Source organism: Microbulbifer maximicatervae (SeqCode) (assembly GCF_052467305.1).
Genome location: NZ_CP174306.1, coordinates 3,485,011 through 3,507,085 on the forward strand (window position 1 = coordinate 3,485,011; position 22,075 = coordinate 3,507,085).

A 22,075-nucleotide genomic window follows, 5' to 3' on the forward strand; every position below is an offset into this window, starting at 1 on the left:
TTACTGTCTACATTGCCTAATCGACCAATATGAAACATGCAAGATACACTTGGGTAGAGCGAGCCTTTCATTTTTTAGAAAAAAAAGGGCCTCCTTACTAGGAGGCCCTTTTACCACTAAAATAAAAACTTAGCGGCAATTCGCTGGCAAATATTTTTTAGAGATAGTGGTCGCGCTACATACCCAGGTAAGGCTGCCGTCCTTAATGGTTGGAGCTAATTGTAACTTTCCAGATTGACCGTCAATAGTAAGATCATATATCAGCTCACTATTAGCTCCTAAGGATACATTGGTGATATAGGGACTAGGAACAGAGGCTGCAACTCCAGCCGCATCCATAGTGGTAGGCAATGTATTCATAGACTGGTAATACTCTGTCACGGAGTTTCTGTGAGCACCGGCCTGAAGCATAACTTCAGACATCTTAGAGCGGATAGTGTAGTCCTGGTAAGCGGGCAAAGCGACCGCTGCGAGAATACCGATAATTGCCACAACAATCATCAATTCAATAAGAGTAAAACCCTGTTGCTTTTTCATTGTAACCGTCTCCATACAGACTTATAACGTTAAGTGAATCCCGTGAGGATGTCGTAGAACAAGATACAAGGATTGTGCCAAAGTTGGCAAGTGGTAGGGAGGCTGGGGGTAACCAGTGAGTAATTGATCAACTTTTCATTTGTGTAACTTTCAAAATGACTCCGAGCCTGACGCAGACGTCATGGTTGTGACGAATTTTGTCACTTTCTATCGGAAAGTCTCTGCTGCTTGCCGAGAAATTTACAGCCCTACCTCCGTTTGGCTCATGCCAATTAATTCGCTATATTTCACATTTCAAATAGCGTGTACTTATTTCTTTAGAACATTGAACAATGTTATACGGGCACGCATACGTCAGTGACGGTGTGATAAATGACAACAAACTCCCTTAGTGGATTGGCCAAACATCTAGTTGCAGATCAAATTCTCGATGAATCCACTGCGATCTCAGCACTCAAGGCCGCACGAAGAGAAGGACAGACTTTTGCCCAACATGCCGTAGAGGCAAAATTAGTTAAGGGCCGTGAACTTGCCCGTATAGCCTCCCAAGCATTTGGTACCCCCCTCTTTGAACTCAGTAGCTATAATTTTGACCTCATTCCTAGAGGCATTATTGATGAAAAATTAATCAAGAAACACTTCGCTCTTCCCCTTTACCAACGAGGCAATCGCTTATTTGTGGCCGTGGCAGATCCTGCCAACCTGTCTGGGCTGGACGAAATCAACTTTAATACTGGCCTGAATACTGATGCTGTCCTGGTTGAAGCTGATAAATTGACAAAGGCAATTGAGAGCTACTTATCTGATACCGATGATATGGGAGCAGGTCTTGATGGTATTGACGATGAAGCCCTTGAAGCGTTGGATGTTGACGATGGGGAGTCTGATAGCTCTAAAGACGATGAACCTGGCGGAGATGAGGCTCCAGTAGTTCGTTTTGTAAACAAGGTGCTGCTGGATGCGATACGCACTGGCGCCTCCGATATCCATTTTGAACCCTATGAAAAATCCTATCGGGTACGTTTTCGGACAGATGGTGTTTTACACGAAATTGCTAAACCCCCCATTCAACTCGCAACCAGGCTTTCCGCCCGCTTAAAGGTAATGTCCAAGATGGATATTTCCGAGAAGCGTGTCCCTCAGGATGGCCGCATCAAGATGAAGCTATCCAAAACCAAGGCAATTGATTTCCGGGTAAACAGTCTACCGACACTCTGGGGAGAAAAAATTGTGCTGCGGATCCTCGACCCCTCTTCCGCAAAACTTGGAATCGATGCCTTGGGTTATGAGGACGAACAAAAGAAAATCTATATGGATGCCTTAGCGCAACCGCAAGGGATGATTCTGGTAACAGGCCCTACTGGATCTGGGAAAACAGTCTCATTGTATACAGGGCTCAACATCCTCAACACCCCGGAGCGCAATATTTCTACCGCAGAAGACCCGGTGGAAATCAACCTAGAGGGAATTAACCAAGTCAACGTTTCCACGAAGGTTGGCCTTAACTTTGCTGAAGCCTTACGCTCGTTTCTACGGCAAGACCCCGATATTGTAATGGTGGGGGAAATTCGGGATCTAGAAACTGCCGAAATCGCCATTAAGGCAGCACAAACCGGACACTTGGTACTTTCAACACTACATACCAATTCCGCTCCAGAAACCCTAACTCGCCTGATGAATATGGGCGTCCCCACTTTTAATATTGCCACCTCAGTGAGCGTAATTATTGCCCAACGCCTGGCCCGAAGGTTGTGTAGTGAGTGCAAGAAACCAGTCACCCTTCCCAATGAGGTGCTAGAAGCAGAAGGCTTTGATACGGTTACCATCCCTCAAAGTGCATGGACTCTTTTTCAACCCATAGGCTGTGAGCACTGCTCGAAAGGCTATAAAGGACGTGTAGGTGTGTATGAAGTGGTTCGCATTACTGATGGTATCTCCAGAATTATAATGGAGGGCGGCAACTCAATTCAGATTGCCGATCAAGCACGTAAAGAAGGGTTTAATAACCTAAGGATCTCCGCTCTGCGAAAAGTAGCCATGGGGATCACCAGCTTAGAAGAGGCAAACCGGGTAACCAAAGATTAACATCGGCTTGTGCATCAAGTAGCCAATGGAATGATAATGAACCCATGAATAACCCACCAGTGATTGTCTGAGACGGCAAGTTTTGCACTCTAGCATATTGCCTAAAAGCAACTGACAGAATAAAGAGTTGACTCTTACAGAGATAACATTCTCATGTAAGAATTAGAGAGCAGGAAGAGCATTTATGGCCAATGCCACGGCGGTTGAATATATCTATAAAGGTGTCGACAGTAAAGGAACTAAAGTTCAGGGTGAAGTCACCGGTACTAGCCCCGCTCTAGTTAAAGCCCAACTCCGCAAGCGGGGTATTATTGCTAATCGAGTTCAGAAGAAACCCAAACCGCTATTTGGTGGTGGAAAAAAGAAAGTTAGACCTGCAGATATTGCGCTATTTACTCGCCAAATGGCCACCATGATGAAGGCTGGTGTACCTTTGGTGCAGAGTTTTGATATTGTAGCTGACGGCTTAGATAATCTCGGTCTGAAAGAGTTGATATTTAAGATTCGGGACGATGTTGCCTCAGGCACAACATTTGCCGATGCCTTACGCAAGCACCACCTTTACTTTGATGATCTCTTTTGCAATCTGGTAGCTTCTGGTGAACAGTCTGGAGCATTGGAGACCATGTTGGATAGGATTGCCACTTATAAAGAAAAGACGGAATCCCTAAAAGCAAAAATTAAAAAGGCAATGACCTATCCTATAGCTGTTGTAGTTGTAGCCATTGTTGTCACGTCCATCCTACTAGTAAAAGTTGTTCCACAATTTGCTGAAACTTTCTCCAATTTTGGAGCTGAACTGCCAGCTTTCACCCAGCTCGTAGTCGGCATGTCGGAGTGGATGCAAGCAAATTGGTTTATTGCTCTGATCATCTCCGTAGTAGCAATTGGAGGGATAATAGAAGCAAAAAAAAGAAACCGAAATGTAGCTGACTTTTTTGATCGCCTTATCCTTAAGATGCCTATTATTGGACTGATTACTTATAATTCTATTTCCGCTCGCTTTGCTAGGACACTCTCTACAACCTTCGCCGCTGGTGTCCCACTAATAGATGCCCTAAAATCTGTCTCTGGAGCCACTGGAAATACCATTTATAAAGAGGCAACCCTAAAAATCAGAGATGCTGTCGCAACGGGTATTCCGCTAAATACAGCACTTCGTTCATCAGGGTTATTTCCCACTATGCTCGTGCAGATGACAGCAATTGGTGAAGAGTCCGGCGCTTTAGATGAAATGCTAGGAAAAGCTGCAGACTTTTATGAAGAAGCTGTAGATAATATGGTAGACAACCTTACAACCTTACTAGAACCCATGATCATGGCCGTGCTTGGCATTTTGGTCGGCGGACTCATGATTGCAATGTACCTTCCTATCTTCCAGCTTGGGCAAGTTATTTAATCGATGTTAGATCTACTGCTTTCTTATCCAGCACTGCTTTTGGGCGGCGCTTTAGTTTTAGGCCTAATCGTAGGCAGCTTCCTTAACGTCGTAATTCTGCGCCTTCCAGTCATAATGGAGCGGGAGTTCAAGCTGGGTTTCTATGACCACTTCGGTATTGAACCCTCTGCCGCAGAACAGCAAGAACTCGACAAGCCCTTTAACCTGCTGCTACCGCATTCCCATTGCCCCAAGTGTCAAACTGAGATCAAGGCCTGGCAAAATATCCCGATCATTAGCTACTTGCTGCTTCACGGCAAATGCGGATCCTGTGGTACCCCGATATCCAAACGCTATCCAATGGTGGAGCTGATTACCGGTATCCTGACTGCTGTCGTCGTCTGGCAACTGGGTTTCACCTGGCAGGCGCTGGCCGGATGCTTTTTTACCTGGGCCCTAATTGCCCTAACCGGCATTGATTTTGACAAAAAATTACTACCTGACGATATCACCCTGCCCCTACTCTGGGCTGGTTTACTGATCAATATTTGGGGGGTATTTGCCCCATTGCAGGACGCAGTTGTCGGTGCGATCGCCGGTTATCTGTCACTCTGGCTGGTGTTTCACATCTTTAAGATTGTTACCGGCAAAGAAGGTATGGGGGCTGGTGACTTTAAAATCCTGGCAGCTATCGGAGCTTGGTTTGGCTGGCAGGTGCTACCAATGGTCATCCTACTTTCTGCCGTCGTAGGGGCTATCGCGGGAATTTCCTGGAGCATTGCGGTTGGGCGGGATCGAAACCTACCCATCGCTTTTGGTCCCTATCTGGCTGGTGCCGGCTGGATCGCTATGCTTTGGGGGAGCCACATTATGAGCTGGTACTTCAATATCTCTGGACTTACCGGTTAAGCCGCCAGCTACCTACCCTCCATCTAATTGCATTACTATGACCCCGGCCAGCTATCTGGCCGGGGTTTTTATTTCTAGTGCAACCTATTTATTCTTGGGGAGGGCAGCCATTGTTTACCGTAGGTTTAACCGGCGGGATCGGTAGCGGAAAGTCAGCAGCCGCTGGGTATTTCCGTGGCCTGGGCATTAATGTAGTAGATGCAGACTGGGCGGCAAGAGTTGTGGTACAACCTGGAAAGCCCGCTCTGGAACAGATAGCCCGACACTTCGGGGCCGATGTCTTACTGGAAAGTGGCGAATTAAACCGGAGCAAATTGCGCACACTGATATTTGACGACCCAAGCGAACGGCAATGGCTGGAAAGTCTATTACACCCACTGATTAGAGAAGAAATAACTTCCTCACTGAACGCAAGTCAGGGGCCCTACGCAATATTGGAATCCCCCCTCCTGATTGAGTCAGGCCAATATGAGCTCGTTAACAGGATTTGTGTAGTCGATCTACCCGAGGCTTTGCAGCTTGAGCGCGCCAGCGCGCGTGATAACAGCCAGCAGGAACAGATTCGCAAAATCATGACGGCCCAACTGACAAGGGAGCAAAGACTAGAGAAGGCGGATGATGTACTGGATAACGCTAGTGACTTAGCCTCACTCAAAGCTCAAATAGAGCAGCTCCACCGGGAATACTTACGGATTGCTCGGCCGGAACAATCGAGCTAAGGAGCCTCTGAATAACTCCGTAATACCTCTGCGGGCCTTGAAGGTTGCAGATGTTAGGCACAGCTCGCCGCGAATGGCCGTAGCCCTTTGCAAGAGCTGCAACGCAGCAGCTGTGGCCTTCAGGGCCCGCCCTTCGGGGCTTGCAGAGCTATTCACGCTCCGCGTTGCGACCTCTTGAAAGGTCTAGACATTCCTGCGAAGCCGCGCCTTGATTGTGAACCGCTCTGCATGCCAGAGGTATCACGGAGTTATTCAGAGGCTCCCTAAGTTAATTAGAGTACAATTCCGATTCAGATCACTTTAGAGCCCAAGCTATCTTATGCCTAAATCCAGCGTAACGCCGACACTCAACTGCCCTACCTGCAAAAAGCCCATTGAATGGAGCGATAAGTTTCCCTTCAAACCTTTTTGTAGCGAACGTTGCAAGCTGATTGATCTCGGCGAATGGGCTAGTGAGGGACACAAGATTCCCGGGGAGTCAGTGTATGACGATGTGCTGAGTGATGACCTGGACCCGAACAAGCCCCGCCATTAAGGCCATCCAACCCACTTGAACAGCTGCCTGCAAGCAGCTGTTCAAGATGAAGCTTAGGAGAAACTCCCTTTTACCGCTTCAATAATTGCTTGGTTGGCATCGGGGAAGTGGAAGTTATCCAGCTCCCCAGCAGACACCCACTTGATTTCCTGCTGCTCTCGTCCTAGGGCCTCACCCGTGAACTGCGTTACCTGCCAAGTATCCAGCAGCACGGTTTTTTCAGGGTAATCGTGACGAATTTCTACCAGAGGTTGCAACTCCTGTACTTCAATGGCCACTTCTTCAAGTAGCTCCCTATAGAGCGCCTCCTGCACAGACTCATCAGCTTCCACCTTGCCACCAGGAAATTCCCAGCGCCCCCCCATATGCAAATGGTCGGGACGGCGGGCAATCAGGATCTTGCCGTCCCCCCGGGTTACTACACCGACAGCAACATGGACAACCTTACTCACTCTACTACCTCAAGTCCGATATTCTGCGTTGATGGTGACATACTCGTGAGAGAAGTCACAGGTCCAGATGTGCTCACTGCTGGCACCTCGACCCAGCTCAATACGGATTGTAAATTCAGCTTTTGAAAATACCTGCTCTCCAGCCTGCTCTTGATATCCAGATGCGCGCCCACCGGCACTTACCACCTGTACATCATCGAGGAAAATCTCCACCTTTTCGGTGTCTAACTCGCCTTGGATAGCATTGCCGATCGCCATCACCAGCCGACCCCAGTTAGGGTCTGAGGCATAAAGTGCAGTTTTCACCAGCGGAGAATCACCGACTTCAAAAGCTACTGCCAAGGCCTCTTCACTGCTGAGCGCGCCATCCACTTGTACGGTAACAAACTTGGTCGCTCCCTCACCGTCCCTGACAATGGCCTGGGCCAGCTCTATATGAATTTCCGAAATTGCTTTATACAGCTCCAGATAGCCAGTGTTCTCAGAGCTGCTGATCATCTCCCCCCGAGCACCTGTAGCCATCAAAACACAAGCATCATTCGTCGAGGTATCTCCATCTACGCTAATCCGATTAAATGAGGCCCCGACAACTTCGCGCACCATTTGATCTAGCAGGGGCTGCGTCACACCGGCATCAGTGGCGACATAGGCGAGCATGGTAGCCATATTCGGCTGGATCATGCCGGAACCTTTGGCAATACCGACAATGGCAATCTCTTCACCATTAATCATTAACTTGCGGCTCGCAATCTTTGGCCGGGTGTCCGTAGTCATAATGGACTCGGCCGCCAATTCCCATCCGGCGGGATCAAGCTGTCCAGCAGACCCCGGGATAGCAGTGAGTAACCTCTCCATCGGCAAGTGCTCACCAATGACACCAGTACTAAAAGGCAATACTTGTTCAGCAGAAATCTTCAGTGCATCTGCCACCGCCTCGCAAGTAGCCCGGGCATCCGCCAGCCCCCTTACCCCAGTAGCGGCATTAGCATTGCCGGCATTAACCACCAGGGCTCGCACTTCTCCTTTGGCGATATGCTCTTTGGCCACCGTTACTGGAGCCGCACAAAAAGTATTCTGGGTAAAAGTGGCTGCAACTGAAGTTCCTTCAGCAAGCTCAACCAACAACAGGTCATTGCGTTCCCAGTCTTTGATCCTGGCAGGCACACTGACGAGGCGAACCCCTTCGACAGCGGGTATGGATAATTCAGGCATAAGAATAACGACTTTGGGCTATCACAGCTGCAGGTAAACCTAGACCCCAGTTCACCCAAACGGAATAGCGGAAATAAATGAGCGGCCGACATTATCAAAGCCGAACCTCAGTAAGGCAAGCCAAAAATAAACTTATCTGCGGGATTGGGATTCTTTTCCGCAGATAATTCTTTTTCCAGTTAAAAAAATACCCCACTAAGCGGGGCATTTTCTGAATTCAAGCAGTAGAGAATTAGCTCTGGGTAGAGGAAGCCAGCTTGCCGTGACACTGCTTGTACTTTTTCCCGGAACCACAGGGGCAGGGATCATTGCGCCCGACTTTAGGACCGCGACGCTCCGGTGCCGGGGTAGCCGGCTGCTGCTCCTTGGGCTCACTTTCTGGAAGCGCCGAAGCTTGAGCGTGTTGCAGCTCAAGCTGCTGCCTGCGCTGCTCTTCCAGGCGACGCTGCTCCATCTCTTCCGCTTGCTCACGAGTCATCGGCTCTACGTGGGCAAGAATACGCACCACTTCATGCTTGAGGTTCTCCAGCATGCTCTGGAACAGGTGGAAAGACTCGCGCTTGAATTCCTGCTTGGGGTTTTTGTTGGCGTAAGCCCGCAAACCAATACCCGCACGCAAGTGGTCCATGCTGGAAAGGTGCTCCTTCCACAACTGATCCAATACTTGCAGCATAATCTGACGCTCGATAGTCGGCATCAGATTGGCATCACCGGAAGATTCACCAATGCGGGAGACTTTTGCAGCATAGGCTTCCTGCGCGGCGACAGTAATCTTTTTCCGCAGGCTCTCTTCGTGCAGAGTGCGATCTTCATCGAGCCACTGCTGAACCGGCAACTGGATACCCAATTCGCCAGAGAGCTGCTGCTCCAGGGCTGGAATATCCCACTGCTCTTCCACGCTCTGGGGGGGAATAGAACCGGAGACAATGCCGTCAACCACATCTTCACGAATGGCAGAGATCGTATCACTGATAACCTCAGCTTCCAGCAGCTCATTGCGCTGGCCGTAAATCACCTGACGCTGGTCATTGGCCACGTCATCGTATTCCAGCAACTGTTTGCGAATATCAAAGTTGCGGCCTTCAACACGGCGCTGGGCTTTTTCGATAGCGTTGGAAACCATGCGGTGCTCAATCGCCTCACCGCGCTCCATACCCAGCATCTGCATAAAATTCTTCACCCGGTCGGAGGCGAAGATGCGCATAAGGTTATCTTCCAGGGATAAGTAAAAACGAGTAACACCCGGGTCACCCTGACGACCTGCACGGCCTCGCAGCTGGTTATCAATACGGCGGGACTCATGGCGCTCAGTACCGATAATATGCAGACCGCCCGCAGCGATCACCTGCTCGTGGCGCTTATTCCAATCTTCCTTGACTTGTGCGAGCTCCGCTTCGGTCAGCTCACTACCCTTCTCCTGGGCCAGGGCTGCCGCTTCAGCCTCCCAGTTACCACCGAGAACAATGTCGGTACCGCGACCAGCCATATTGGTAGCGATAGTCACTGCACCCGGGCGACCCGCCTGAGCGATGATCTGTGCTTCGCGCTCGTGGTATTTCGCGTTGAGAACCTGGTGCTTAATTCCCGCCTTTTGCAACTTGCGGGACATTTCTTCAGAGGTTTCGATAGAAGCGGTACCTACAAGGATTGGAGCCTGCTTTTCACGACAGTGCTTCACATCCTCAATAATCGCTTCCATCTTCTCTTCCTGGCTCAGGTAAACCAGGTCATTGAGATCTTCACGTTGAATTTGCTTATTGGTGGGGATCACCACCACGTCCAGGCCATAAATTTGCTGGAATTCAAAAGCTTCTGTATCCGCAGTACCGGTCATTCCCGCAAGTTTGGGGTAGAAGCGGAACAGGTTCTGGAATGTTGTAGAAGCGAGGGTCTGGCTCTCACTCTGAATCTGCACACTCTCTTTTGCTTCCAGCGCCTGGTGCAGGCCTTCGGAGAGACGGCGACCCGGCATGGTCCGACCTGTGTGCTCATCAATTAACACCACCTGGCCATTCTGCACGATGTAATCCACATCGCGGTTAAACAGCACATGCGCGCGCAGGGCGGCGTGCACGTGGTGCAACAGGCCCAGGTTCCCAGGGGCGTAAAGGGACTGATCTTCCTTCATCAACCCACTGCGTGACAGCAGGTCTTCGATCAACAAGTGGCCTTGCTCGGTCAGCTCAACCTGGCGAGTCTTTTCATCAACGGTGTAGTGCCCCTCCCCACCTTCTTCGGCACGCTCCAGCTGGGGAACCAACTTATTCATTGCCGTATAAAGGTGAGAAGAGTCTTCGGCGGCTCCAGAAATGATTAGCGGAGTACGCGCCTCATCGATCAGGATGGAATCCACCTCATCGACAATAGCGAAGTTCTGAGGGCGCTGGGTGCGGTCCTCTTTGCGCAACACCATGTTGTCACGCAGGTAATCAAAACCGAATTCGTTATTAGTGCCGTAAGTAATATCAGCCTCATAGGCCGCTTTCTTTTCTTCCGGTGGCTGCTGGGAAACAATAACTCCCACCGTCATGCCCAGGAATTCATATACCGGGCGCATCCAATTGGCATCCCGCGAAGCGAGGTAATCGTTCACCGTAACAATATGAACGCCCTTACCTTCAAGCGCATTCAGATAGGCCGGCAGGGTTGCAACCAGGGTTTTACCTTCACCGGTACGCATTTCTGCAATACGCCCTTCATGCAGGGTCATCCCGCCGATCAGCTGAACATCGAAGTGGCGCATGCCCATGGCCCGACGACCCGCTTCACGCACTGCAGCAAACGCCTCAGGCAGAATTTGATCGAGCTTTTCCCCGTCAGCGAGTCGCTGCCTAAACTCATCCGTTTTAGCCCGCAGGCCTGCATCGTCAAGCTTCTGGAAATCCTCTTCCAAAGCGTTGATCTTTCCCACGACGCGTCGCATGCGCTTCAGCTCGCGATCATTTTTTGAACCAAAGACCGATTTAATCAGTTTGCCAATCATTATCTAGAAACCACTTATCTTATTTGCGCTGTCGGCGCTAATATCGGGCAGATCGATGCACCGACGCTCCTTTATGCGAGGGGTGCAAGTAAACAGGAAGGCGCAAGCGCTGGCAACTCTTATGCCAAGCTACCAACAATTACGCGTAAAGGAAGGATAGTTCTTATCTGCCTGTGCGGCGGATATAGCTAGCTGGATCAACCGTGCGGTTGTTCTTGTATATCTCAAAGTGAACATGGGGCCCGGTAGAGCGACCACTGGAACCCATCAGGGCAATAGTCTGCCCCCTCTTGACCACGTCACCCAATCCCACTTTCAGCTCACTATTGTGCCCATAGCGGGTTGAATAACCATTGCCGTGATTAATTTCTACCAACTGACCATAGCCATGGCGCTCATCAGCCCAGGTGACAACACCTGCGGCTACCGAAACAACATCGGAGCCCATCTTGCCAGCAAAATCCACCCCCTTGTGCCAGGTCCTACGGCCAGTGAATGGATCGGTGCGATAACCATAACGGGAAGACATCCACCCCTTGCTGATCGGGCGGCCTGCCAAAAACTGTTCATCCTCAAGTTTGAGGTTCGCCATCAGGGATTCGAGAGTGTTCAGCTGCATTTGGCGATCTTCAATCTGATGAGAGAGATCTCCAATAACATCCAGGAATTCCGGTGGCTGATACGGCAACTCCGATGCACCTGCGATTCCGGGGTCTTCCGGCCCACCGATAGCAGGTGCACTGCCAAACTCAAACTCTCCTTCATCGAGATTGGCAACAGAGGTTAAACGCTCACCTAGCGCATCAAGGCGAGTTAAACGCGCCTGCAACTCTGCAAGCTTAACGGTAAGAGCTGCCAGCTGCTCCCGCGCCTCTCTATCTGCTTCAGCAATTTCTTCCTGCTGTTTGCGCAGTGCGCGGCTCCAGGCCTTGGCCGTTCGGGAATCAAATAAGTCAGTTTTAGTAACCGGTAAATTCGCCCCCAGCAGAAATGCACCCACAGGGAGGCTCAGCAAGCACAACCCCAACAGGGCTTTGCTCAAACTGCCAAAATTAAAGCTGCGAGTCGCACCGCGCTCATTAACCAGGATTACTTTCATAGGAACTGTGAGGAGTTCGACATTTTTAATTTTCGTTAGTCCCCAGCTCACAAGCCGAGGTGCCAAACCAATAAGGATACCAAAAATCTATAGGCTTTCTCTGTGAAACAATCATACAAAAAGCCGGCACTATAATGCCGGCTTCTTGCGAAAGTATCAAACTGCCAAAATAGGCTTAATATAAGAGATCGGTGCTTCTTCCTGCTCACCTTCAAAGGTGACCATTTCCCAAGCATCCTCCTGAGCCATCAGGTTGCGAAGGGATTTATTGTTCAGCGCATGGCCAGACTTAAAGGCCTTGAACTCACCAATCAGGCTGGTCCCCAGAAGATAGAGATCGCCAATCGCATCCAGAATTTTATGTTTCACAAATTCGTCTTCATAACGCAACCCGCCTTCATTCAGAATGCGGTACTGATCAATCACAATTGCGTTATCAACGGAACCGCCCTGAACCAGGCCCTTGGAGCGCAGGTACTCGATTTCGTGCATAAAGCCAAAGGTACGGGCGCGACTCACTTCCTTCACAAAGGAGGTACTGGAGAAATCCACGGATGAACTCAGGTTACGCCCCTGGAAAACCGGGTGGTCAAAGTCGATTGTGAAGGATACTTTAAAGCCATTAAAAGGCAGGAAGCTGGCAACCTTATCGCCATCCTCTACAGTTACTGGCTTCTTGATTCGCAGGAATTTCTTCGGAGCTGCTTGCTCTTGGATACCTGCAGATTGAATTAGAAATACAAATGGGCCGGCACTGCCATCCATAATGGGCACTTCTTGCGCGGATAACTCGACAACCGCATTATCAATGCCAAGGCCCGCCATTGCCGAGAGCAGGTGCTCTACCGTAGCAATGCGAACATCACCCTTTTCCAGGGTGGTTGAAAGGAGAGTGTCGCCGACATTTTCCGCACGAGCCTCGATTTCAACTACCGGGTCCAAATCGGTTCTACGGAACACGATACCGGTGTCTACGGGCGCTGGTTTAAGGGTAAGTACAACTTTCTTGCCAGTGTGCAGACCTACGCCAGTGGCGCGAATAGCATTCTTAAGCGTGCGCTGTTTGATCATGAAACTATCTTTTCCCCGTCGGTGGACTACGCCCCTAAGGCGCAGCAAGCCATCGATACTAGCACAATTGCGACGCCAATACCAATTCTGGGCGAGTGGTCACCACAACTGTGCACCACCTACCTATATGAGGATAGATCAAGCAAAGATTGCAGCGCCAACGCATGTCGCTATGACAGCATTCTAAGATCCTAAGCTCCGCAAGCGCTGTTAATAATTGTTAATTATTTTAGATAGTTATTGCGACTCACCAGTTCTGATCAAAATCTACACAAACGGGGCAAGGGCCCACCCATTCGACAAGGTAGACCCGAGCAAAAGCCGCACCGCAGCGGCAATACCCAGCCGGAGCCGGGCAGACATGAGCGGTGTTCTGCCTCTGCGGTACCGTTTTCTAGTCTGCCTGACGGCGCAGGAAGGCTGGAATATCCAGGTACTCCATATCCGCATCAGCGGGATTCAGGGCAGGAGCCGGGCGCTTGGGGCGCTCCGCTTCAGCACGGGGGCGCGGATCAATAGCCTCGCGGCTTGCCAGTCCCGCAGAGCTGTGGCCAGCGTGAGCGCTGTGACTATCGCGAACCTCACGGGTTTCACGAACTGGCTCGCGAGGCTCTGGGCGGCGGGTGTTATCCACCACCTTCGCCGGACGCGCTGCCGGAGTACCCTCGCCAAGACCTGCGGCCACAACGGTAACCCGCATCTCATCACCGAGCTTATCGTCTACCGCTGTACCGATAACCACAGTAGCTTCATCGGAGGCGATTTCCTGGACAATCTCACCTACTTCAGAGTACTCACCCAGGGTCAGTTCCTGACAGCCCGCCTCTTCGCTACCGGTGATGATATTCACCAGGATACCGCGAGCACCTGCCAGGTTGACGTTATCCAGTAGCGGGCTTCGCACGGCTTTCTCAGCCGCTTCGCGCGCACGGTTTTCACCGACGGCAGAACCGGACCCCATCATCGCCATGCCCATTTCAGACATTACGGTGCGCACATCGGCGAAGTCCACGTTCATAATGCCCGGACGAATCATCAGGTCGGCAATGCCTTGTACAGCACCCAATAAAACGTTATCTGCCTCTTTGTAAGCAGATTTCATTGTGATCTTGCTACCGAGTACTTCCAGCAAACGATCGTTGGGGATAGTAATCAGAGAATCAACTTTATCGCGCAGCTCGAGAATACCCTCTTCAGCTACAACAGTGCGTTTGCGCCCTTCGATCTTAAATGGGCGAGTAACTACCGCAACGGTAAGGATGCCCAGTTCTTTTGCAATCTCAGCGACAATCGGCGCACCACCGGTACCGGTACCACCGCCCATACCGGCAGTGATGAATACCATATCCGCACCGGTTAATACCTCAGCAATGCGATCGCGATCTTCAAGTGCGGACTGACGGCCAATATCCGGGTTTGCCCCTGCGCCCAAACCGCGTGTAATTGTGTTACCCAGTTGCAGGATAGTGCGGGCCTCAACATCTTTGAGGGCCTGTGCATCTGTATTTGCACAGATAAAATCTACACCCTCAACATCATTGGCGATCATATGCTTAACAGCATTACCACCACCGCCGCCGACACCAATCACCTTGATGACAGGCTTATCCTGTACGCTATCAACTAGTTCGAACATTGCTGTTCCCCTTTCTTGCTCATGTCGAATTTTACAGCCATGCCTAAAAAAAATCCTTCACCGGATGGCTAAATCTGGTTGCACTCTATTACAAATTTCCGCGAAACCAGTGCTTTACCTTGTCCCACCACTGATTATCGTTGCGCACAGGCTGTATTTTGCCCTCTCGAGCCTCTTCCTGCTGCATCGCATACATCAATAATCCAACTCCAGTGGAATAAATTGGGTTGCTGACGATATCCGTCAAACCTGCAATACCCTGAGGCACTGCTAGGCGAACCGGCATATGAAAAATTTCCTCAGCCAGTTCAACCGCGCCCTCCATTTTTGAAGAGCCGCCGGTAAGTACTACACCCGCCGCACACAAATCTTCGAAGCCGCTGCGACGTAACTCCGCCTGTACTAATGTAAACAATTCGTCGTAGCGCGGCTCAACGACCTCGGCCAATGCCTGTCGGGATAAATCCCTAGGCGCGCGATCACCAACGCTCGGTACCTTAATGGTCTCACCTTCGCGAGCGAGCTTTGCCAACGCGCACGCATATTTGATTTTCAAGTCTTCTGCGTGCGGTGTCGGTGTGCGCAAAGCCATGGCAATATCATTGGTAACCTGGTCTCCAGCAATCGGTATCACACCCGTATGCCGAATAGATCCACCAGTAAACACAGCAATATCGGTAGTTCCCCCACCAATATCTACCATGCACACTCCCAACTCTTTTTCATCTTCGGTCAGGACTGCGTAACTTGAAGCCAATTGTTCAAGAATGACATCTTCTACTTCCAGACCACATCGACGAATACACTTTTCAATATTCTGTGCAGCATTCACTGCACCGCTGACCAAATGGACCTTTGCTTCGAGGCGAACACCAGACATTCCGAGAGGTTCTTTTACCCCTTCCTGATTATCAATCAGGTATTCCTGCGGAAGCGTGTGCAAAATCTTCTGGTCCGCAGGAATAGCGACAGCCCTGGCAGCATCAATAACACGATCGAGATCCTGCTGGGTAACCTCTCGATCCTTAATCGCAACTATACCGTGAGAGTTCAAGCTGCGAATGTGACTTCCCGCAATCCCTGCGTACACAGAGTGAATTTCACAACCCGCCATCAACTCAGCTTCTTCCACAGCGCGCTGTATAGATTGCACGGTTGATTCAATATTAACCACTACGCCCTTTTTCATTCCAGTGGAACGATGAGAGCCGATACCGACAATATTAAGTTCCCCATCACCGGAAGCTTCACCGACAATAGCGACTACTTTAGAGGTGCCTATATCCAGTCCAACAATCATGCGCTGATCGGATACCTGTGTCATTTTCGTGCCAACCTCGCTGAGCTGCATTCTGTTTCAGGTTCTGCTATCGGACCAGAACACAGCATTCGCTTTTAAACTTTTATCTATAAAACAGCCACCCGGGCTGCCTCGATGTTTACTTTTCTTCGTTTTTCCACTGAACCGCTACCGCATTGCTATAGCGCGTATCGACGCTGACAACTTTTTGCAAGTGCGGCGCCAGTACACCCCGACTCAAATACAGAAAACGGTGTACCCGCTCCAATAAAGCATCATGGCCAAGTTTTAATTCAATTCCCGACACTAACTCCAGATGCCAACCGCTTAGGTCGTCAAATGACAACCGTTTAACCTCCATATCCCGCGTGGTCAGTAACCCCGCAAGCGCGCGGTATTGCAGCATAATCCGCTCTACCAATTCTTCATCCCCGGCAAGCTCGGGCAGGGACTGAACCCCCATATGTGACGGACGCGGCAGCAGATCCCCACTCGCTACCAACAATTTATCTTTACCCCAGGTCGCGAGAGGTTGCGCTTCAGTGATATCAACCTCAACACCCTTCGGCCAACGCCTGCTCACCGAGGCGGAAGTAATCCAGGGGTTAGACAGTAATGTCTGCTGCATCGCCTGAATGTCCGCTGAAAAAAAGCCCGCTTTCAAGTGAGGAAGAAGCACCTCTCTTAACTCTTCTTCAGTTACCGCATTAAAAGCCCCGCGTACTTCAACTTGCTCTAGGGCATCAACATTACTCAACTCAACCGATGGCACCCATCGCCATAACCAAACTGCACCATAGAGCAAAGCACTAAAGCCTGCGAACATCACCAATAAAAAAAAACACCGCTTCCAGTTCAGACGAAGCTTCTCAGGATCATCGGTTCCAAGAGGGCTCGCTCCGCGAGCTGTCTTTTTTTTTCTCCCGGCTAATTTCGTTCCAGCTCCTTTCACTAGCTACTTAGCCCTCGCCGCTGCGCTCGCCCAAGCGCCAATCAGCCAACCTTTGCGAAAGTGCTCCGACGTTGCCAGCTCCCTGGGTCAGGACAATATCACCTGGCTCCAACAGATCAGCTAATACAGGGGGAACCTGATCGATAGTTTCCATAAAAATCGGATCTACCTGTCCCCTGTTGCGTAAACTTCGCGCAAGCGTTCTGCCATCGGCACCAGCAATTGGCGCTTCACCCGCACTGTATACATCCAGCAAAATTAACTTATCCACCTCAGAGAGGACCTGGACAAAGTCTTCAAACAAGTCCCGCGTACGGGTATAACGGTGGGGCTGATAAATCATTACCAAGCGACGATCCGGCCAGCCATCTCGAACTGTCTTTACGGTAGCGGCTACCTCACGTGGGTGGTGACCGTAGTCATCTACCAACATCACCTTATCAGCTTCGGTATCATCGCTAACGGCATAATCACCGTAGATCTGGAATCGACGACCAACGCCCTGGAAGCCTATCAGGCCTTGGCGAATTGCTTCATCACTAACGCCTTCATCACTAGCTACAGCAATTGCTGCAGTCGCATTGAGAACATTGTGAACACCCGGTGTATTCACAGAAACCTGCAAAAGATCACCCTTGGGTCTCTGTACCGTGAAATGGCTGCGCAGTGGCTCTTGCTTTACTTCAACGATGCGGTAGTCATTACCCTCATCAAATCCATAGGTCAGAACCGGGCGGGAAAACTTGGGGATGACTTCCTGAACATTGGCATCATCCCCGCAAACTACCGCCAGACCGTAAAATGGCAGGTTGTGTACAAAGTCGATAAAGATCTGTTTCACCTTTTCGAAGTCGCCACCATAAGTTTCCATATGGTCCGCATCGATATTGGTAATCACCGTCACCATCGGCTGTAAGTGAATAAAAGATGCATCGCTCTCATCAGCTTCAGCCACTAGATAGCGACTTTCGCCCAAGGCGGCATTGGCACCGGCAGCGTTGACCAGGCCACCGATAACAAAGGTCGGGTCTTTTTTATCTGCCGCAAAAATTGAGGCGATTAAGCTGGTCGTGGTGGTCTTTCCGTGGGTTCCCGCCACAGCAATGCCATAGCGATAGCGCATTAGTTCACCGAGCATTTCGGCACGGCGTACAATAGGGATTCTCTTTTCTCTCGCTTCAATCAGCTCCGGGTTATCGCCATGTACGGCAGAGGAATTAACCACAACATCAACGCCGCGAACATTTTCCTCGCTGTGTCCGATTTGGACCTTAACCCCTAATTTGCGCAATCTATCAGTAACCGCAGATTCACGCAGGTCAGAACCTGAGACTTCGTAGCCCTGGTTCTGCAATACCTCTGCAATGCCGCTCATACCGGCACCACCGATCCCAATAAAGTGGATACGGCGGATACGACGCATGGCCGGTACCGCATAACTTTTATCTTCGTTTGTCCGCACTGAAGACATTACTTTAACCTTCGTCCACTTATTCTGTGTTACCTGACCGAGGCCAGCTCTTCCCTGCAAGCATTTACTACTTGCTCGGTCGCATCAGTTTTTGCCGCGCGCCGCGCGGAGGTCGCCATTTGCAATAGTTTCTGGCGATCCTCTAACAGACTTTGTAATAAGTCGGATAACTTCTGCTCGTCCATTTCCCGCTGCTGCATAACAATCGCTCCGCCAGCATTTTGCAACCACTCGCCATTACGCGTTTGATGATCATCAATTGCAAAGGGGAAAGGCACCATGATTGCACCGACTCCCGCAGCTGAAATTTCAGAAACAGTCAAAGCCCCGGAACGGCAAATAATCAGGTCCGCAGAGCGGTAGGCCTCAGCCATATTCGCAATAAAAGGGACCACCTCAGCTTCTACTGCCGCCTCTTTATAGGCGTCTTTGGCAGCCTGAAGGTGGCGCTCTCCAGCCTGGTGGACCACTACCGGGCGCAGGGAGGGTTTCAGCAATGCGATTGCCTTAGGAACCAGTTCATTAATTGCTACAGCACCGAGACTACCGCCCAATACCAAAAGGCGCAGAGATGACTGGCTACCAATTCGTGTTTCTGGCTCAGGCAATTCTGCAATTTCTTTGCGCACTGGATTACCCACCTGCCTGGCACCGGGTAACCCACTGGGAAATGCTTCAAGCACCTGGCTGGAAATCCGCGCTAACAAGCGGTTTGTCGTTCCGGCAACAGCATTTTGCTCGTGAATTATCAACGGTATCCCCCCGAGACGGGCTGCAACGCCCCCTGGGCCGGTCGCAAAGCCACCAAAGCCGAGTACTGCATCAGGTTGTACCTGCTTAACAACTGTCCTGGCCTGAGCAATTGCCCGCAAAATTTGCAACGGGGCTTTAAGTAAGGCCAACTTTCCCTTCCCCCGAATACCCTCCACTTTAATGCAGTGCAAAGGAATATTCGCCGCAGGTATTAATCGGGATTCAATCCCACGGGCAGTGCCTAACCACTCGACAACAGCTCCCTGCTCTTGCAACGCTTTAGCCACAGCCAACGCTGGGAACACATGACCGCCGGTACCACCGGCCATCAGCAAAAACTTCTTTCCAGAAAAACGCTTATTTACTTCAGACATCAAACCGTTTCTCCGTTGCTGCCCTTCACACTGGACTTGGGTGAATGGAATATTGGCAGCTGACGCAAAAGCTCAAGCCCCCCGCTTCCGTTTTCAACAGGCTTTTTTAGTTCAGCCCGAATCCGCATCGCCAAGCCAAGTAATGCACAACATACAATCAGGCTGCTGCCACCAGAGCTGACAAATGGCAGCGTTAGCCCTTTAGTCGGCAACAGGCCTGACGCAACGCCCATATTCACGAAAGCTTGTCCTGCCAATAGCACTGCCATACCAAAAGCCAGAAGTGCAGCGAAAAATTTCTCCTGCACCAGGGCCTCTTTTACCAGGCGGAGCAGTGAGTAGGTGAGAACAACAAAAAGCCCTACCAGCACTACGCCACCCAACATTCCCCATTCCTCTGCCAGAATGGCGAAAATAAAATCCGTATGGGCCTCAGGCAGGTAAAACAGCTTCTGCACACTATTGCCCAAACCAACTCCAAACCACTCTCCGCGACCAAATGCAATCAGGGACTGGGTAAGTTGGTAGCCACTGGCAAACTGATCCCCCCAAGGATCCAGAAACGTCAGCAATCGTTGTAAGCGATAGGGGCTCATCAGTGCCATTAGCGCCAGTCCACTCGCAGCCGCAGCTACCAATAAAAAAGTATGGGGAAGACGCGCTCCCGCCAAAAAAACCATTGCCAACACGGTGCCTGAAATTACAACCACAGAACCGAAGTCCGGCTGTAAAAGCAATAACAGAGCAACCGTTGCGAGAATCACCACTGGCACCATAAAGCTGGTCCAGTGGCGTAGTTGCTTATTTCGACGAGTTAAAAAACTGGCAAAAAAAACTAACAGACAGAACTTAGCCACTTCCGCGGGTTGCACAGTTATGCCTGCAAATACCAGCCAACGCCGGCTACCGTTCACCTCCCGTCCAATCCCCGGCACAAGCACTGCAATCAATAACAGGCAAGCAAACAGTAATAATGGCCAGGACAGTCGCGACCAAATTGACAGGGGAATCTGACTAACGACAAATCCAGCTAATCCGCCAACCATCAAAAAAGCCAAATGACGCCTGAGGAAATACCAGGGGTCACCATAAATATCCGTAGCAAAGGCGATAGATGCTGAAGCAACCATCACCACACCAATGCTAGCCAGAACCAGAACACTGAGTAGCAGCAGCCCATCCTGCCATTCACTACCTTGAGCCTTGATTACCTGAGCACTCACTGGAAGTCACCAGCGGTATCGCATAATTCCAGAACGGCCTGGCGAAAATCATCACCGCGGGCTTCAAAGTTCTGATACATATCAAAGCTGGCACATGCCGGTGATAACAATACATAGTCACCGCCATTGGCTAATTGTCTAGCCTCAGCGACGGCCTCTGCCATTGTGCTAGCCCTGCGAATCTCGCACAGGCCATCAAAGACACCGGCTATTTTGTCTCCATCTACACCAATACAAACCAGGGCCCGGAGTGCTCTTGAACTTTTTCGTAAGGGAGCAAAGTCAGCACCCTTGCCATCCCCTCCAGCAATAAGCACTATTTTTCTGCTTGCCGTAGCCAAGCCATCCAATGCCGCCTGGGTTGCTCCTACATTGGTGCCTTTTGAATCGTTAACATAAACAACGTCTTCAAAATCAGCCACGCGCTCACAGCGATGTTTCAACCCGCGAAAGCTACGTAAAATTTTTAACATCGCCTCTGTGGGCAGGCCCAGTGCATAGCCCATTGCCAGGGCTGCCAAACCATTGGCAATATTATGCTTACCCACCATAGCCAAATCGGCCATAGGCATTAAAACTTCTGTGCCTCGAGCCAACCAGTTCTGCCCCTCATGCAAGCGAAGGCCAAACTGATTGAGATCCGGCTGATCAAGCCCAAAACTCCACTCCCGTCTCTCTCGGGAAAGAGGCCCCTGGGATAAAGGGTCCGCGCGATTTATCACGAACTGATCCGCTCCGCGATAAATGCGCTGCTTGGCCCGGTGGTACTCCACCATACTGGGGTAGCGGTCCATATGGTCCGCACTCATGTTTAAAATGGTGGCTACGGTAGGCGCCAGCGAGTAGGTGGTTTCCAATTGAAAACTGGAAAGCTCCAAAACAAAGATGTCCGGCAGAGGTTTCTCAAGTAAATCCAGCACCGGCACACCGATATTGCCACCCACACCAACTGTCAGCCCTGCCTCTTCAACCATCTCCCCCAGGAGTGTGGTCACTGTACTCTTTCCGTTGGAGCCTGTGATCGCGGCGAGCTTTGCTGTCGACTGCATCCGAGTCAGGGCCTGGGCAAATAACTCAATATCCCCAACCACAGGAATCCCATCCGCAATCGCCTGCTGCAATACGGGTTTAGCAAGCGCAACTCCCGGGCTGGCAATAACCAAGCTCGCAGCGAGTATTGTCCCCGGGCGCAGTGGACCTGTTTCCACCGCAACCTCAGGGAACTCCTGACGGAAAGCTTCGAGCCCCGGCGGGTTATCGCGACTGTCTGCCACGACCGGCGTATGGCCGTGACGCAGCAGGTAGCGCACCACCGACTTTCCGGTAGCGCCAAGACCTATTACCACTTTCTGCTGTGAAGAAGTCGCGATCAGGCTCATTTATCTA

At 50.7% G+C, this 22,075-nt stretch carries 18 protein-coding genes; 5 read left to right on the top strand and 13 right to left on the bottom strand.

The features are described 5' to 3' along the window. Nucleotides 1-129: 129 nt before the first annotated feature. The gene (locus ACJJI4_RS15190; protein ID WP_444925685.1) at nucleotides 130-537 is read right to left on the bottom strand and encodes a pilin; all 408 of its coding nucleotides are present in this window, start codon (nucleotides 535-537) and stop codon (nucleotides 130-132) included. 372 nt (nucleotides 538-909) lie between these two features. Between ACJJI4_RS15190 and pilB the strand changes: the two genes are divergently transcribed. The 5 genes from pilB (at nucleotide 910) to yacG (ending at nucleotide 6,163) form a co-directional block, all read left to right on the top strand. Beyond that, nucleotides 910-2,622 carry a type IV-A pilus assembly ATPase PilB gene (gene pilB / locus ACJJI4_RS15195; RefSeq protein ID WP_444925686.1) on the top strand — a complete coding sequence of 571 codons (1,713 nt, stop codon included), beginning with the start codon at nucleotides 910-912 and terminating at the stop codon, nucleotides 2,620-2,622. A 184-nt stretch (nucleotides 2,623-2,806) separates the two neighbouring features. Then, a complete protein-coding gene (locus ACJJI4_RS15200) occupies nucleotides 2,807-4,021 on the top strand; it encodes a type II secretion system F family protein (protein WP_444925687.1) in 1,215 nt (404 codons plus the stop codon). A gap of 3 nt (nucleotides 4,022-4,024) precedes the next feature. Further along, complete coding sequence (locus tag ACJJI4_RS15205) at nucleotides 4,025-4,909, top strand: prepilin peptidase (RefSeq protein WP_444925688.1); 885 nt, start codon at nucleotides 4,025-4,027, stop codon at nucleotides 4,907-4,909. Nucleotides 4,910-5,019: 110 nt separating this feature from the next. Continuing rightward, nucleotides 5,020-5,628, top strand: a complete 609-nt coding sequence (coaE, locus tag ACJJI4_RS15210; protein WP_413663003.1) for a dephospho-CoA kinase — start codon at nucleotides 5,020-5,022, stop codon at nucleotides 5,626-5,628. A gap of 319 nt (nucleotides 5,629-5,947) precedes the next feature. Next, nucleotides 5,948-6,163: a DNA gyrase inhibitor YacG gene (yacG, locus tag ACJJI4_RS15215; protein ID WP_108734183.1), complete on the top strand. Its 216-nt coding sequence runs from the start codon at nucleotides 5,948-5,950 to the stop codon at nucleotides 6,161-6,163. A gap of 53 nt (nucleotides 6,164-6,216) precedes the next feature. On the opposite strand, the gene mutT is transcribed toward yacG, so the two are convergent. From mutT to murD, 12 genes are all read right to left on the bottom strand, one after another. Then, nucleotides 6,217-6,615: an 8-oxo-dGTP diphosphatase MutT gene (gene mutT / locus ACJJI4_RS15220; protein WP_444925689.1), complete on the bottom strand. Its 399-nt coding sequence runs from the start codon at nucleotides 6,613-6,615 to the stop codon at nucleotides 6,217-6,219. Nucleotides 6,616-6,624: 9 nt separating this feature from the next. Continuing rightward, nucleotides 6,625-7,827, bottom strand: coding sequence for a bifunctional glutamate N-acetyltransferase/amino-acid acetyltransferase ArgJ (gene argJ / locus ACJJI4_RS15225; protein ID WP_444925690.1), 1,203 nt, complete (start codon nucleotides 7,825-7,827; stop codon nucleotides 6,625-6,627). Between the two features lie 232 nt (nucleotides 7,828-8,059). Further along, nucleotides 8,060-10,810, bottom strand: a complete 2,751-nt coding sequence (gene secA / locus ACJJI4_RS15230; RefSeq protein ID WP_444925691.1) for a preprotein translocase subunit SecA — start codon at nucleotides 10,808-10,810, stop codon at nucleotides 8,060-8,062. A 163-nt stretch (nucleotides 10,811-10,973) separates the two neighbouring features. Further along, the gene (locus ACJJI4_RS15235; RefSeq protein WP_413663007.1) at nucleotides 10,974-11,909 is read right to left on the bottom strand and encodes a M23 family metallopeptidase; all 936 of its coding nucleotides are present in this window, start codon (nucleotides 11,907-11,909) and stop codon (nucleotides 10,974-10,976) included. Between the two features lie 156 nt (nucleotides 11,910-12,065). Next, nucleotides 12,066-12,980 (bottom strand): UDP-3-O-acyl-N-acetylglucosamine deacetylase, encoded by a 915-nt coding sequence (gene lpxC / locus ACJJI4_RS15240; RefSeq protein ID WP_282933860.1) that lies wholly within the window; start codon nucleotides 12,978-12,980, stop codon nucleotides 12,066-12,068. Between the two features lie 394 nt (nucleotides 12,981-13,374). Beyond that, nucleotides 13,375-14,616 (bottom strand): cell division protein FtsZ, encoded by a 1,242-nt coding sequence (ftsZ, locus tag ACJJI4_RS15245; protein ID WP_444915754.1) that lies wholly within the window; start codon nucleotides 14,614-14,616, stop codon nucleotides 13,375-13,377. Between the two features lie 88 nt (nucleotides 14,617-14,704). Further along, entirely contained in the window at nucleotides 14,705-15,940 is a 1,236-nt protein-coding gene (gene ftsA, locus ACJJI4_RS15250) for a cell division protein FtsA (RefSeq protein ID WP_282933862.1), read from the bottom strand. A gap of 115 nt (nucleotides 15,941-16,055) precedes the next feature. Beyond that, the gene (locus ACJJI4_RS15255) at nucleotides 16,056-16,742 is read right to left on the bottom strand and encodes a cell division protein FtsQ/DivIB (RefSeq protein WP_444928238.1); all 687 of its coding nucleotides are present in this window, start codon (nucleotides 16,740-16,742) and stop codon (nucleotides 16,056-16,058) included. 133 nt (nucleotides 16,743-16,875) lie between these two features. Beyond that, nucleotides 16,876-18,339: a UDP-N-acetylmuramate--L-alanine ligase gene (gene murC / locus ACJJI4_RS15260; RefSeq protein ID WP_444925692.1), complete on the bottom strand. Its 1,464-nt coding sequence runs from the start codon at nucleotides 18,337-18,339 to the stop codon at nucleotides 16,876-16,878. Nucleotides 18,340-18,368: 29 nt separating this feature from the next. Next, nucleotides 18,369-19,466: an undecaprenyldiphospho-muramoylpentapeptide beta-N-acetylglucosaminyltransferase gene (murG, locus tag ACJJI4_RS15265; RefSeq protein WP_444925693.1), complete on the bottom strand. Its 1,098-nt coding sequence runs from the start codon at nucleotides 19,464-19,466 to the stop codon at nucleotides 18,369-18,371. Continuing rightward, entirely contained in the window at nucleotides 19,466-20,689 is a 1,224-nt protein-coding gene (gene ftsW / locus ACJJI4_RS15270) for a putative lipid II flippase FtsW (RefSeq protein WP_444925694.1), read from the bottom strand. Before ftsW ends, murG begins: the two co-directional genes overlap by 1 nt. After that, nucleotides 20,686-22,068 carry a UDP-N-acetylmuramoyl-L-alanine--D-glutamate ligase gene (gene murD, locus ACJJI4_RS15275; protein ID WP_444925695.1) on the bottom strand — a complete coding sequence of 461 codons (1,383 nt, stop codon included), beginning with the start codon at nucleotides 22,066-22,068 and terminating at the stop codon, nucleotides 20,686-20,688. Before murD ends, ftsW begins: the two co-directional genes overlap by 4 nt. Nucleotides 22,069-22,075: the final 7 nt, after the last annotated feature.

Coding starts and splice junctions, on each gene's coding strand:
- ACJJI4_RS15190 (WP_444925685.1), bottom strand. CDS start 537: ATGAAAAAGCAACAGGGTTTTACTCTTATTGAATTGATGATTGTTGTG.
- pilB (WP_444925686.1), top strand. CDS start 910: ATGACAACAAACTCCCTTAGTGGATTGGCCAAACATCTAGTTGCAGAT.
- ACJJI4_RS15200 (WP_444925687.1), top strand. CDS start 2,807: ATGGCCAATGCCACGGCGGTTGAATATATCTATAAAGGTGTCGACAGT.
- ACJJI4_RS15205 (WP_444925688.1), top strand. CDS start 4,025: ATGTTAGATCTACTGCTTTCTTATCCAGCACTGCTTTTGGGCGGCGCT.
- yacG (WP_108734183.1), top strand. CDS start 5,948: ATGCCTAAATCCAGCGTAACGCCGACACTCAACTGCCCTACCTGCAAA.
- argJ (WP_444925690.1), bottom strand. CDS start 7,827: ATGCCTGAATTATCCATACCCGCTGTCGAAGGGGTTCGCCTCGTCAGT.
- secA (WP_444925691.1), bottom strand. CDS start 10,810: ATGATTGGCAAACTGATTAAATCGGTCTTTGGTTCAAAAAATGATCGC.
- ACJJI4_RS15235 (WP_413663007.1), bottom strand. CDS start 11,909: ATGAAAGTAATCCTGGTTAATGAGCGCGGTGCGACTCGCAGCTTTAAT.
- lpxC (WP_282933860.1), bottom strand. CDS start 12,980: ATGATCAAACAGCGCACGCTTAAGAATGCTATTCGCGCCACTGGCGTA.
- ftsZ (WP_444915754.1), bottom strand. CDS start 14,616: ATGTTCGAACTAGTTGATAGCGTACAGGATAAGCCTGTCATCAAGGTG.
- ftsA (WP_282933862.1), bottom strand. CDS start 15,940: ATGACACAGGTATCCGATCAGCGCATGATTGTTGGACTGGATATAGGC.
- ACJJI4_RS15255 (WP_444928238.1), bottom strand. CDS start 16,742: ATGTTCGCAGGCTTTAGTGCTTTGCTCTATGGTGCAGTTTGGTTATGG.
- murC (WP_444925692.1), bottom strand. CDS start 18,339: ATGTCTTCAGTGCGGACAAACGAAGATAAAAGTTATGCGGTACCGGCC.
- murG (WP_444925693.1), bottom strand. CDS start 19,466: ATGTCTGAAGTAAATAAGCGTTTTTCTGGAAAGAAGTTTTTGCTGATG.
- murD (WP_444925695.1), bottom strand. CDS start 22,068: ATGAGCCTGATCGCGACTTCTTCACAGCAGAAAGTGGTAATAGGTCTT.